At 59.5% G+C, this 12,903-nt stretch carries 14 protein-coding genes; 5 read left to right on the forward strand and 9 right to left on the reverse strand.

What is annotated here, in order from left to right; translation table 11 throughout:
• Nucleotides 1-139: 139 nt before the first annotated feature.
• The 7 genes from ACN0X0_RS00260 to ACN0X0_RS00290 are packed head-to-tail and all read right to left on the reverse strand — an operon-like array spanning nt 140 to nt 7,036.
• Nucleotides 140-1,111 (reverse strand): type II secretion system F family protein, encoded by a 972-nt coding sequence (locus tag ACN0X0_RS00260; protein WP_417277522.1) that lies wholly within the window; start codon nt 1,109-1,111, stop codon nt 140-142.
• A complete protein-coding gene (locus ACN0X0_RS00265; protein WP_417277523.1) occupies nt 1,111-2,652 on the reverse strand; it encodes a CpaF family protein in 1,542 nt (513 codons plus the stop codon). The genes ACN0X0_RS00260 and ACN0X0_RS00265 overlap by 1 nt, the downstream gene beginning before the upstream one ends.
• Entirely contained in the window at nt 2,649-3,908 is a 1,260-nt protein-coding gene (locus ACN0X0_RS00270) for an AAA family ATPase (RefSeq protein WP_417277524.1), read from the reverse strand. The genes ACN0X0_RS00265 and ACN0X0_RS00270 overlap by 4 nt, the downstream gene beginning before the upstream one ends.
• Nucleotides 3,905-4,471, reverse strand: coding sequence for a hypothetical protein (locus tag ACN0X0_RS00275; protein ID WP_417277525.1), 567 nt, complete (start codon nt 4,469-4,471; stop codon nt 3,905-3,907). The genes ACN0X0_RS00270 and ACN0X0_RS00275 overlap by 4 nt, the downstream gene beginning before the upstream one ends.
• A complete protein-coding gene (locus ACN0X0_RS00280) occupies nt 4,468-5,835 on the reverse strand; it encodes a type II and III secretion system protein family protein (RefSeq protein ID WP_417277526.1) in 1,368 nt (455 codons plus the stop codon). The genes ACN0X0_RS00275 and ACN0X0_RS00280 overlap by 4 nt, the downstream gene beginning before the upstream one ends.
• Nucleotides 5,836-5,837: 2 nt before the next feature.
• Nucleotides 5,838-6,815, reverse strand: coding sequence for a Flp pilus assembly protein CpaB (cpaB, locus tag ACN0X0_RS00285; protein ID WP_417277527.1), 978 nt, complete (start codon nt 6,813-6,815; stop codon nt 5,838-5,840).
• A gap of 14 nt (nt 6,816-6,829) precedes the next feature.
• On the reverse strand, nt 6,830-7,036 hold the full coding sequence (locus tag ACN0X0_RS00290) for a Flp family type IVb pilin (RefSeq protein WP_417277528.1): 207 nt from the start codon (nt 7,034-7,036) through the stop codon (nt 6,830-6,832).
• A 554-nt stretch (nt 7,037-7,590) separates the two neighbouring features.
• On the opposite strand from ACN0X0_RS00290, the gene ACN0X0_RS00295 reads away from it, so the two are divergent.
• Complete coding sequence (locus tag ACN0X0_RS00295; RefSeq protein WP_417277529.1) at nt 7,591-8,088, forward strand: MarR family winged helix-turn-helix transcriptional regulator; 498 nt, start codon at nt 7,591-7,593, stop codon at nt 8,086-8,088.
• A gap of 53 nt (nt 8,089-8,141) precedes the next feature.
• Here ACN0X0_RS00295 and ACN0X0_RS00300 read toward each other — a convergent pair whose 3' ends face one another.
• Nucleotides 8,142-10,121: a TonB-dependent receptor plug domain-containing protein gene (locus ACN0X0_RS00300; protein ID WP_417277530.1), complete on the reverse strand. Its 1,980-nt coding sequence runs from the start codon at nt 10,119-10,121 to the stop codon at nt 8,142-8,144.
• Between the two features lie 227 nt (nt 10,122-10,348).
• Here ACN0X0_RS00300 and kdsA point away from each other — a divergent pair, with 227 nt between their 5' ends.
• The 4 genes from kdsA to ACN0X0_RS00320 all read left to right on the forward strand — a co-directional run bounded on the left by kdsA (nt 10,349) and on the right by ACN0X0_RS00320 (nt 12,170).
• Complete coding sequence (kdsA, locus tag ACN0X0_RS00305) at nt 10,349-11,188, forward strand: 3-deoxy-8-phosphooctulonate synthase (RefSeq protein ID WP_417277531.1); 840 nt, start codon at nt 10,349-10,351, stop codon at nt 11,186-11,188.
• A gap of 122 nt (nt 11,189-11,310) precedes the next feature.
• A complete protein-coding gene (locus ACN0X0_RS00310) occupies nt 11,311-11,493 on the forward strand; it encodes a hypothetical protein (protein WP_417277532.1) in 183 nt (60 codons plus the stop codon).
• Nucleotides 11,494-11,582: 89 nt separating this feature from the next.
• A complete protein-coding gene (locus ACN0X0_RS00315) occupies nt 11,583-11,921 on the forward strand; it encodes a TfoX/Sxy family DNA transformation protein (protein WP_417277533.1) in 339 nt (112 codons plus the stop codon).
• A 72-nt stretch (nt 11,922-11,993) separates the two neighbouring features.
• Nucleotides 11,994-12,170 (forward strand): YqaE/Pmp3 family membrane protein, encoded by a 177-nt coding sequence (locus ACN0X0_RS00320; RefSeq protein ID WP_226550959.1) that lies wholly within the window; start codon nt 11,994-11,996, stop codon nt 12,168-12,170.
• A 175-nt stretch (nt 12,171-12,345) separates the two neighbouring features.
• Here the strand turns inward: ACN0X0_RS00320 and ndk are convergent, their stop codons facing one another.
• Nucleotides 12,346-12,768 (reverse strand): nucleoside-diphosphate kinase, encoded by a 423-nt coding sequence (gene ndk / locus ACN0X0_RS00325; RefSeq protein WP_417261533.1) that lies wholly within the window; start codon nt 12,766-12,768, stop codon nt 12,346-12,348.
• Nucleotides 12,769-12,903 lie beyond the last annotated feature (135 nt).

The following is a 12,903-nucleotide window of genomic DNA, read 5'->3' on the forward strand; positions in this document are numbered from 1 at the left end:
GTGTCGGGCTTGCGTGTGCCGCGCGATCGTGCGCTGCAATCGCGCGCGTCGGGCCCTTGCGTCCCATAGCCCCCAAAACAGAACCTGTAGGAGACCCAGAGCCGCAAACACAATCAAGAGGAGAAAAAAACGTTCCATCTCAGACATCTATCTGCGACAGTTTATACATACTGGCGATACCGAGGCTCAGGCTGAGCACCCCCAGAATGCCGAGAATACGGCCTCTCGGATCCTCGAGGAGCGGCGACAGATAGGTCGGATTCATAAAGAAAATGACGCCACCGACAACAAACGGCAGCCCGGAGAGGATCACCGCACTCACCCGCGTCTCGGCCGAAAGCGCCGCCGCCTTTTTGCGCAACTTGCGCCGGTCCCGCAGGAGCATGGCAAGATTTTCAAGCGTCTCAATCAGGTTGCCGCCGGTTTCGGCCTGCAATCCTGTGGCCACGGCGATAAAACGCGCTTCCGGGGAGGTGATCCGATCCGCCATCCCCGACAAAGCCTCATCCAGCGCCATCCCCATACGATATTCCTCGCGACATCTGAGAAACTCTTCCTGCGCGATCCCCTTGGAATGATTGGCCACCAGACCGAGCGCCTCGCCGAGAGGTTGTCCGGCCCGCAGCCCGCGCGCGAAGACATCGAGACAATCGGGCAAGGCTTCGGTGAACTGCCGCACCCGCCGCAGGCGCAGAATGTCGAGCACAACATTCAAGACCATCCAGCCGGTCCCGATCGCAATCAAAGCGGACCACATGGCAGGCACCGCCGCGAAGATCATCAAGCCGAGAAAACTCAGGGCCGACAAAAGAAAAACCAAAAAAAGCCCAGTCGGCGCGGAGAGCGTCAGCCCTGCGACACGCAACCGCTGCTCCAGCACGCCGATCACACCGCTTTTTTCACGCTTGAGCACGGCCGACGCCGCCTCGGAGGCGCTCTCCGCCAGCCGTTGCCGCACCTGTGCGGAGGATGCGCCGGGATGCGCCGCCGCGGCCCGCATCAAGCGGTCCCTACGGCCCCGGTTGGTCCGGTCATACATCATCAGGGCAAAGGTACTCACGGCGACGCAAGCGACGAAAATGAGCAGAAACAAAAGCGCAGACATCAACATCAGCCTGGCTCCATGGTTTGCCGCAATGTCTTGTCGAGCCCATGCTCCACCGCCAGATCGAGGAAACCGGGCATAAGTCCAGCGGAGACAAAATCGCCCTGCACGATCTCGCCTTCATAGGGGCGCGGGACGAAACGGAACAGTTCCTGAAGGCTGACGACATTGCCTTCGATCCCCACGATTTCTGAGATCGAAGACACCCTCCGCCCGCCGTCGCGCATACGCGAAATTTGTACGATCACGTGGATCGCGTCGCCCAGCTGTTGACGCACAAATTCCGTCGGAAGGACAACGCCGGACATGGCAATCATGTTTTCCATCCGGGTCAGGGCCTCGCGCGGCGTATTCGCGTGCAGCGTGCTCATCGAACCGTCATGTCCGGTGTTCATCGCCTGCAAAAGATCGAATGCCTCATCGCCACGCACCTCACCGATGATGATCCGGTCCGGTCGCATCCTCAGTGCATTGCGGAACAGGGCCCGCATGGGAACCGCCCCCTCGCCCTCGATATTCGCGGGGCGCGTTTCGAGACGGACGACATGCGGCTGCTGCAGACGCAGTTCGGCGGCATCCTCAAGGGTCACGATCCTCTCTTTCTTCGGAATCTCCCGGGAAATTGCGTTCAAAAGCGTGGTCTTCCCGGACCCTGTGCCACCGGAAATCAGAAGATTGAGCCGCAACTGCGCGCATAGACGCAGAAATTGCGCCATCTGTCGGCTGAGGCTGCCCCGTTCCATCAGATCCTGAAGCGTCAGATCGTCTTTCGGAAATTTCCGAATGGTCATGGTCGGCCCGTCCACGGCCAAAGGGGGGATGGTCACATTGATCCGGCTGCCATCCGGCAGGCGCGCATCGACCAGCGGCGTCGTCTCATCCACCCGACGTCCAACGGCGCCAACAATCCGCGAGGCGATGTTCACCACATGGTCGTCATCGCGAAAACAAATATCCGCCAACTCCAATTGTCCGTGGCGCTCGACATAAATCTGCCGGGGCCCATTCACCATAATCTCGGAGACGCTGTCATCCGCAAGCAGACGTTCAAGCGGCCCCAGCGCCAACATGTCATCCACGACGTAATCGACCAGCTCCGCCGTCTCGACGCCGTTCAAATCGAGTTTCTGCCCACGGCTGACGCTCAGAACGGCATCCCGGATCGCACTGCGCTGCGCGTCCAAAGACAAATGCCCCAAGGCACGCAAATCCAAAAGCCCGATCACCTCGGGCGCAATCTGCCCACCAAGCTGCATCACCCGCTTGGTAAACTCGGGCTGATACTGCGCGCGCCCTGGCGATACGGGCACGACAGGCGGCGCGGCGGCAACAAGGCTCTCCACGCCCGCGGCCAGGTCCTGCATCAGCGTCCGCTGCACATCGCGCGGCACGGTTTCACCGCTTTGCGCCTGATACCAATCAATCGCGGAACTCACCAAATAGGGGCCGCCCTGCGCACCGTCCGCCATCAGAAGGCGAACACGCTCCGTGATCTGAGCATGGGCGGTCGACGTTGCTGTCGCGGATCGAGGGTCGGACAGTGTCATCGCGCCCTCTTCTTCCACCAAGACCGACGGTCGTTTGCCTCGGATGTCTCCTGTTCCGATGCCGCCAATATCGTATGGGCCAGATCGGTGACTTTTCGGGCGTAAGCACTCCTTGGAAACTCGGATTGGAGCGGCATGCCCTTGACCGACGCCCGCGCAATCTCGGCTGAGCTCAAAGGCAACTCACATGTGACCGGCTGCCCCAGCGCCTCAGCGATCTCTTTGCGGCTCAATCCGGCATCGCGGCGACTATGGGACACAACGTTCCAGACCCGCGTGGCCCCGTTTTGACTATTGACGCGCTCGATCAATCGTCCCGCCGAACGCAACGCCCCGAAACCGGGCGCCAGAACCAGCAGCACATCGTCCAGCTCCCGCAACACCCCCGTATCCTGCGACAAAAGTCGGCGCGGCAGGTCGATCACAGTGAGAGGGAACTCCGCCTTCAGCGTCTGCACAAGCCCCGCAAGCCCTTGTTCATACGCCGCGAGCTGTGACACGTCATGAAGCTCTCCGGCATAGACCGACAAGCCGGGCAAAACCTCTGCCATACTGGATTGTAGATAGGTGCTGTCGACGCGCTCCGGCCTTTCCAAGGTTTCGAAAACGCCCTGCGTCGCATCGATGTCGAAATCGACCGCCAGAGACCCAAAGGCGAAATCCGTATCAAGCAGACCGACCCTTGCCCCCTGACCCGCGCTGGACGTCCCTGCCCCACGCGCCGCACTCTGCGTCTGAAACGCAACGGACAAATTGGCGGCCAACAGGCTCGCGCCGACCCCGCCGGACGCCCCGCAAACCGCAACGACACGGCCCTTTGGCGGGGTGTTATGAGCAGGAAGAGCGCCTTTCGGCGAGGCAAACACCTCCGGTAGAATAAAATCCGCCTCCAAAGGCAGCGTCAGATAATCCCGCGCCCCGGCCGCCAGAAAATGGCGATACGCCGCGACACTGTTTTCGCGTCCGAGCAGCACAAGCTCTCCCCCCTCGGCGACAATCTCGCGGACGGCTTCAAGATGGGCAGCCATGTCGCCCGACCCCAGTTCCACGATCATGAGCTTGCGAAACGGCGCAAGACCTGCCAGCCGGGCCACGGTTTCAAGCGTGCCGGTTTGAAGGGTGACGGCGTCGCTTGCACCAAGGCGCTGCATCAGCAAGTTGACCGCATCGCGCCCCTCTTCCGAGGCCACAAACGCATCGATTTCATGGCGGGTGACCGTTTGAGACGGCAAGGCTTGGTTCATTGCGCCGTTCATTGCGTCGTCTCCGCCGGACTGTCACGATAGGCCCGCGCCGCCGTCAGATCCGGCGCCAGAACATCGCCCGGTTCATGGATCATCACCGCAAGATTTGTCGCACTGGCACAGCCCAGATCCGCGATGAGCTCTCCCGGCGCACAGGAAACCGCAAGCCCCTGGGCGCGCACGGCACGCAAAATGCCGACCTGTCGCCTCGGCGTCGGTCGGGCCCCGAAAGTCTCATCCCTTAGAATTTCAACTTTGGCCGGGCTGCGCGATAAGAGCGACCGCATCACCTGCTCGCGCGCGACATCCACCTTGGGCTGGCCGCTTCCCGGAAGGGTTGCGATCACCAAGTCGCTGTCCGTCAGGGCAAGACGGTTCAAAAAGCGCTCGATGGCTTGTATTTCTGAGGCCGAAAGATCGCCCCCGCCGCTGGTGAAGCGAAACTGATGCTGAACCTCGACATAGGGCGCCGAAAGACGCTGCATCGCGCCGCGATCCACAACAGGCGTGGCGCAGGCGCTCAGCAGGGAAATGCCGATAAGGGCACAGACGGAGGACATTCGGATCAGTGTCATTGCAAAAGGAACCCTGCGTTGCCGTTGATATTTTTGACGGACACAGGACCGTCTTTGCTGATCGGCTCACCGGAGGAGAGCGCGCCGAGGAAATTGCGATCGAGACTGTTGGCCGGGCTGAATTTGTCGAGCGGCGTCTTGAACTGACCGGGCGCGGCCGGTTCGACAATGTAGGGCGTCACGATGATCACCAGCTCGCTTTCGCCTTTCTGGAACCGTGTCGACCGGAACAAGGCGCCCAACAGCGGAATATCCCCGAGGCCCGGCACCTGTTCGACATCCTGCTGTGTCGACGCGCTGAACAGCCCCGCGATGGCAAAGCTCTGACCGCTGCCAACCTCGATCGTCGTGCTGGCACTGCGTTCGCGGATCAGCGGCACATTCTGCGTGTTGGTCTGGCTTCCGTTCGAAAAATCAAGCTCGCGGATTTGCGTGCGCACGTTCAGCTTGATCTGATCCGCGCGCAAGACCTCCGGCAGGAATTCCAACTCCACACCGAAGGGCTCGAACAAGACCGTGGCCGTGTCATCGTCCTGCGTGGTCTGATAGGGAAAGCGTCCCCCCGCGAGAAAACTCGCCTTGTCGCCGGAGCGCGCCGTCAGGTTGGGTTCGGAGAGGATTGTGACCAAACCTTCGCCCTTCAGCGCCTCAAGTGTCACTCCGATATTTGTCCCGCCACTGCGGATATTGCCCGCCAGCGCATAGCCGCCGTCGACACCCGATCCGCCGGAAAAGCCCTGCCCGGACAACACCGTCCAGCTCACGCCCAAATCTTCCGTCACCGTTCGGGACACTTCCGCGATCTTGACCTGAAGATTGATCTGCGCCGGGGTGTTCAATGACAGGGAATTGACCACCGTTGCATCGGCCCCGGCCAATTGCCGCACGACTGTTTCGACCTTTTCCGCCTCTCCGATGGTGTCGACGCTGCCGCTCAGTACGATTGCCCCACCGATCTCGGTCACCGAAAAACTGCCCCCCGGCTGCGCGGCGCGGGCGGCACGGGTCATGGCCTCCATGTTGAAAGACACGTTGACCGCGCTGCTGAGCGTCACTTCTTCCGTGTCATCAATCACGAAAAGCGTCGTTTCCCCGATGGACTTTCCATAGATGTAAAGCAGTTTCGGAGATTTGATCTCGATATCGGCCACCTCGGGATTGGCCAGAAAAACCGTCTCCGCAGGGCTGTCGAGTTTGATCAGCTTGCCTTGTCCTGCGAAGAGATCAATCGCGCGATTGCGTGTTTCCACAAGAGTTTGTGCCTGCGCGGGGGCAAGCGTCAGCGACAGCAGGAGCGTGCTCAGAAAAAGCCGCAGGATCAGGGACGTGCGGAGGATGAGGTCGAAACGTTTTTGAAACATCATGGTCACTCTGCTGAACTGGAAGGAACGGAGACGACCGCTGCGGGGACGCCCCCCGGGGCCTGATCTTCTGCGAGCAGCACATCGACCCGGTTTTGCGCGCCGCGGACGATGGACACATTGCGGCTGGTCACCGTCGGCAGAGGCTTGGTCGTTTGGCCGGAAATCTGGCTGGAGAAAATCGGGGCATCCTCGGCAATCACCGGCCCCTCGCCTGCATCGTCTTCGCTCAGAACCAACATGATGTCGCCCATCTGATCCGCCAGAGCGAGAACCTTGGCCCCCTCTGGCGTCAACTCAAAGGTCACGATCTTTGGCGGCGTTTTCGGTTCCGCCTGTGCATCTTCCGCCGGCGGCTGCGTGGTCTGATCCGTCGCGATGATACGCACATTGCGCAACACCGTGCGGATCGCCATGACATCCTCCGCCATCTCGTAGGACAAAAGGATATCGACGCGGTCGCCAAGATCGAGCAACCCCGCCACGGCCGTCTCCGCCGTGACCGGCAAAGCGATGGCCCGCATGCCAGCCGCAAGATGCAGCCGGGTCGGTGTCACAGGGGCGGCGGCCATATCCGACGTAACGGTTTGCACTGTGGCCTGCACTGGGGCCTGCACTGTGGCCTGCTCCGTCAGGTCAGCCTCGACAAACGGCGTGCCCGCCGGAATTCTGCGCGAGGCAGCCATCCCCGTGAGCGTCGCACGATGCTGATCAGTATCTGCGAGAAACCCGTCATGCACGCTATCAACCGGCATGTCGACATAATGAAAATCATCGGGCGCGACGGGGTGTCCCGGCTGAACGGTGCGTGACGCGACCAGAATGCGCGCTTTTTTCACCGCTACGTTTGCGGCCTGTGGCGCGGGCTGTGCAGCGGGCGGATCATTCGGATGAAATCCCCCCCACACCACAGCACCGGCCACCAGAGCCGACGTGGCCAGAACCAATGTCGCGCGCCCGGAAAAACCGAGGCGTGAGAACATATTCAATATACAGCTTAACTACAATCGGTGGATGAAGGGTCTTCAAGACATGTGTTCACAGTCGTAAAGCCGGTTTTCACATTTCCCCCCAAAGTACTCACCGTTCCAACAATCACAGCCGCGATCAAAGCAGCGAAAAGGCCGTATTCGATCGCCGTCGCGCCGTCTTCTTCACGTGCGAACCGTTGCATGAGGCTCTTAGAGTTCTGAATGAATTTCATCGTGCGTTCCCCTAAAGGTTATAATTTTCTTTCGGACACAGTCATTTTGCTGGACCAATCACAAAACGTATTGTCGATATGGAAATACGGATATGTGACATATCTTTTAGAAAACAAAATTAGACGAACAAACAATAACAAAAAGTATTGAAATCGAATTTTATTCATATTTAACAACAGCATAAATCATACTTAATGATATCTCTTATATGCTTTAGTATTTACCAATTAAACTTTAGCCTTGACGCTTACATGCATCTAAAATGCATATTTGCACAGTCACTCCCAGGGTCCATTCAAACGGACACAGGGCTGCTTTTCTTTCGGAGAGATGATTCCTGCCTCATTGGACACACTCTTTCGAGTTCGCCGATCTTAAACCATCGCGGCCCTTTGATCGGGCGGTCGCTTTATCAGAATGTTGATCGTTTCGCCCGTCGTTTTCGCGACAGAAACACGGCCTGAGGCATCTCTTAAGAAATTGTTTTCATATGATCTTGCCATTAATCTAGACGCATATCCCCCTTAAGCGCGTTTCGCGCAGTGAGAGCATCTTGCCACAGACTCCCCATGAGGCCGCCGCCGCTTTTTTCAAAGATTCCGACAAGTCCGTGGCCTTCAACCGGCTGTGGTTCAACATCATGCGCGTGCATCGCAATTTTTATCCCCGCATTGCCAAAGACCTCAAGAAACGCGGCGTACGTGATCTGATCTGGCATGAAATTCTCTGGGAAATCGAACGCGGCGGGGCTGAGGGGCGCAGAATGTCCGAGATCGAACAGGTGCTCTACCTGCCGCAATACGCGCTGTCGCGTCATATCAGTCGGATGGAAAAAGAGGGATTTCTCAGGCGCGAATATATCCGCGATGGGCGGCGCAAACATGTGTTGTTTCTCACCGAGAAAGGCGCCGGGATCAATGCGGAGATGTGGCCGATCTACCAAAGCGCCATTCAGGAGGAATTGGGCCCGCTGATCTCCGAAGAGGACGCCTATCTGATGTCTTATCTCTTGATCGGCATTCTGCGCGAGGACGAGAACGCCAGGGCCTGAGGCAGCGCCACAGGAAGCGGCCTTCGCAAGCAACGCCCGCGAAGGCCTCATAATCAGAACTCTTTTGTGAGCATGAGGCTCACGCTGCGCCCCGGCTCCTTGAGCGTGTTGATCTCATCTTCTGTAAAGTCGTTCCCGTAGGTGCCACGATCAGCATAGGTTTCGTCGAAGATATTGTTGATCTCAGCCCGAAGCGTCAGCCCATCGACAGTGCGCGGACGGTATTCGGCAAAGACATTGGCCACGACATAGCCCGGCATTTTCTCCAAAAACCCGTCGCCTGCGCCCGTGTCGTAGTCGAGATCGTACTCAAGTGCCGCGTCGATGCTGCCGCCGATCACCATGTCATAGTCGATCAGCTCCTGTTGCAGCTCAAGCGAGAAGACACCGCCCAGAGGCGTGCCATAATCCAGCACCGCATAGCTCGAGGCCGCCGCCCCGTTCAGCTCCGCCTCGCTATAGGTATAGCTCATGCGCGCAAAGCCGGAGGTCCAATCGTAAGACCCCGCCAGCGTGAAGCCTTTGCTCTCAAAGTCGGCGTGGCCCGCGACATAGCTGCCCGCGCCGCCATCATAGGCCGAGGTGCGCACATTGTTGAGCTTGGTCTGGAACAGCTCGGCGCCTAGGCGGAACGGCCCCTCTTCCCAATTCGCGCCAAGCACGATGTTCTCGCCACGGGTCACCTCGGTCAGCCCGCTGTAATCCCACGGATCGGCAAAGAGATAGTTGTCCTCGACCGGAATGCCGCCGAACACATTGGAATAGCCGGCCCGCACGGAAAAGCTTTGGGTGATCGCATATTCAACAGAGAGGTTGCCGCTCAGCCCGTCATTCTCATGTTCGACATCGTTCACATCGGTGAAGGTCTGCGAGTCGTATCTGAGACCTGCCGAGAGGTTCAGCCCCGCCATCGGCTCAAAACGGGCCTGCGCGAAGAGGCCGAGGTTTTCGATCCGCTCGCGCCCGAGTTTCTCACCCGTCGAATAGATCGAATATTGGCTGGTCTTGTCGATGTAATCCACACCCGCCGTGATCGTGGCCGTCTCGCTCAGGTGAAAGTGGTTCTTGGCCGTAAAGCTCAGCGTGTCGGTCAGGCCGGAGCTGTCGTAGGGCGTCTCCTTGTCCACCTCTGTCGCGGAATAGCCAAGGGTCAGCTCAGGGTCCCAAAGCCCCGCCGCCTGGGTGTTTTCATAGTGCAACGCATAGATCGTGCGCTCGGTCTCATAAAGCTCAAGCGGGTTCCACGTGGCCGCGCCGAAGTTGGCACGCCGGTTGCGCAACGCATCATCCTGCATCTTTTGCGCGGAAAACTCGACGCGATCCCCGGTCTCGGCCTCATAGGCCAGTTTGACAAGTGCGCTGTCGAGGTCGGTGCTGGTGCCCAGAACGGTGTTGCCGTCGCCATCCTCGAAATCGTCCCCGTCCATCTGTTTGACATAGGCCAACCCCTCAAAGCCCGCCTGACGCGCGGCCAATGTCACGGAGCGGCCAAAGGTGTCGCCGTTCTCGCCATAGCTCAACCGCACACGCCCGCCGAACCTGTCACCGGGATCAAGCATATCGCCCGCGTCGATGGTTTCCATCGTCACAGCCCCCGCCAGCGCCTCGAACCCCGCGTCCGCAGGGGCCACGCCCGGATCGACACGGACGAATTTCATCAGGCCGGGGTCAAAGGCATTGGCGCTGACGTGGTGGAAAATACGGTTGTTCTGCGCCACACCGTCGACCGTCACCCCGAGATTAAGCATATCGACGCCGTTGACGAAAATCTTCTGCGCGATGGGGATCGCGCCCCCGACAGAGACAGAGGAAATCCCCGCAAAGAGGTCTTTCAAATCGCCCATGCTGGCGGCCTCAAGTTCGGCCTCCGACACATAGACCGAGGTCGCGCGATCTGCCGCCCCGGCATTCGCGTCGGTCATCTCGACATAAATCGGATCGAGGTAAATGATATCGCTCTCTTGCGCCGAAAGCGTCAGAGGATGCGCGCCAAGGATGGTTGTCGCCAGCAACGCGGTTTTCAACTGTGTCATGATCTCAGCCGTTTTGAAAGTTGACGGGATCGCTGGCACGGGTGAGCTGGCTGATGGCCGTGGTGTTAGCGACTTCTCGCCTAACATGCAATTGCATGTTAATATGTGCCGCAAGATTTTTGCTCCCCCAGCCCTGCCCCACCTGCGCCTCCGTCTGCGTCAGCAGACTTGCACCCAAAGCCTGCTTCATGGGATAGGGACACAAACCCCTTTGCAAGGATCTCACCATGTCCGCTACCACAGCCCCCAAAGACGTCACCATCGGCAATGTGACCTTCTCCAACGTCCGGCCCTTTGGTCTGATCGTCGGCCCTTGCCAGTTGGAAAGCCTCGATCACGCCCGGATGTTGGCGGAAAAGATCGCGGAGGCCTGCGCGCCCACGGGCACCGGTTTCGTGTTCAAGGGCTCCTATGACAAGGCGAACCGCAGTTCCCTGTCGGGCAAGCGCGGATTGGGGGCTGAGAAAGGCCTCACCATCCTGTCGAAAATCCGCGAGGAATTCGGCGTGCCAGTCATCACCGACGTGCATGAGCCCGCGCATTGCGCCATGGCCGCCGAAGCGGTGGATGTGCTGCAAATCCCGGCGTTTCTGTGCCGTCAGACGGACCTGTTGTTGGCCGCGGGCGAGACCGGGAAAGCTGTGAACGTCAAGAAAGGCCAGTTTTTGGCCCCGTGGGACATGGACAATGTGGCGGCGAAGCTGGCCTCCACGGGCAACGACCAGATCATGCTTTGCGAGCGCGGCACGTCCTTTGGCTACAACACTTTGGTCAGCGATTTCCGCGGCCTGCCGCGTATGGCCCAGACCGGCTATCCGGTGATCATGGACGCGACCCATTCGGTGCAGCAACCGGGCGGGCAAGGCACCTCGACCGGCGGCGACCGCACCATGGTGCCGGTGCTGGCGCGGGCGGCGGTGGCCGTCGGCGTTGCGGGGCTTTTCATCGAGACCCACGAGGACCCCGATAACGCGCCCTCCGATGGGCCGAACATGCTCAAGATCGAGGACCTCGGCCCGCTTTTGGCGACACTGCATGCGCTGGACAGCGTGGTCAAACCCGCTTGATCTGACCGACCCGCACGGCGCATCGACAAAATTTTAGATAAATCGCGCGTATTTTTGCATCTGACTTCAGCCGCCTGAAACCTTCAGCCCCTAATCTGCTTTGGTGTAAAAGGAGAACCGTTATGTCAGATGCAAAACACCCTGCCCCTCACTTGGCCCAACCTGTGCCGCAGCCCGTGCCACTTGCGATGCAGCAGCCCCTGCCACAGCAGATCGCGCCCATGCCGATGCGGGTCACACCAGAGGTGCAGAGCGAAGCCGCGCCGGAGAAACCCTTTGTCATCTCCGATTGGGCGATGTTCTAAATCGGCCCCGCAGATGGCTTGACCTCTTGCCTTGACCTTTGTGGGCCACGCCTGACATTCTGGCGGTCGATCTGCCTTTTGAGGTCTTCATGCCCACCCCCGTCTCCTCCATCCGCAATCTCGGCCCCGCCTCAGACGCCTCTTTCGCCCGCGCGGGCATCGACAGTGCCGAGGCTCTGCGCGCGTTGGGACCGGATGCGGCCTACACCCGGCTTTTGGCCACCGGATCGCGGCCCCACTTCATCGGCTATTACGCCATGGTCATGGGGCTACAAGGCCGTCCATGGAACGATTGCAAGGGCAAGGAGAAGGACGCATTGCGCGCTCGTTTCGACGTGATCGTGGCCTCCGTGGCCGCCGACACCACGGCGGCGCCCACCGGCATCGAATCTGTGCTCAATGAGATCGGCACCGGGCTGCGGCGCTAAACGCCGACGTCCCAAACCGGAACCATCGCAGCCCCAAAGGCGTTCTCTTTTCAACACGAAAAGGAGAACATCATGGACCTTATCCGTATTCTGGCCGCGATTTTTCTGCCGCCTCTGGGCGTGTTCTTGCAGGTAGGCTTTGGCAAACACTTCTGGCTCAACATCCTGCTGACGCTTCTGGGCTACATCCCCGGCATCGTCCACGCCGTCTGGATCATCGCCCGCACGCCGGAGCACAGTCGCATATGAACGGGCCGCATTTGAACGGGCCGCATTTGATCCAGTGGTAACAGACCCGGCCTAAGATACCCGCAACAGGCCCCAAAAGGCCGTCACGACTTTGCGTTTCTCCTGAAAGCCGGAACGCAAAAGGCCGCCTCCTGATCACAGGGGGCGGCCACATTTTTGAGCTTAAGCGAAAAGCTTAGCCGACCAGTTCGAGACCGGAGAAGAAGTAGGCGATTTCGACCGCTGCGGTTTCCGGAGCGTCAGAGCCGTGCACGGAGTTTTCACCGATGGAGAGCGCGAACTCTTTGCGGATGGTGCCCTCTGCGGCGTCGGCCGGGTTGGTGGCGCCCATGACTTCGCGGTTTTTCGCGATGGCGTTTTCACCTTCGAGAACCTGCACAACGATCGGCTCGGAGATCATGAATTCGCACAGTTCACCAAAGAACGGACGGTCTTTGTGGACGCCGTAGAATTCCTGAGCCTGAGCCAGGGTCAGCTGAATGCGCTTGGAAGCCACGACGCGCAGGCCGGCGTCTTCGAACTTGGCAACGATCTTGCCGGTCAGGTTGCGCTTGGTTGCGTCGGGTTTGATGATGGAGAAGGTACGCTGGATCGCCATGGGACAGAACCTCTTGGATGGGTCAAATGGAACGGACAAGACCTGCGCCCTGCCCAAAGATTGCGCGCCGGATAGCATGGGACGCGCACTTTGAAAAGCGGCGATTGACCTTGGCCGAAAGCTCAGGCAAGTGAG

It is taken from the genome of Celeribacter sp. (assembly GCF_048270365.1).
In the GTDB taxonomy this organism is placed as follows: domain Bacteria; phylum Pseudomonadota; class Alphaproteobacteria; order Rhodobacterales; family Rhodobacteraceae; genus Celeribacter.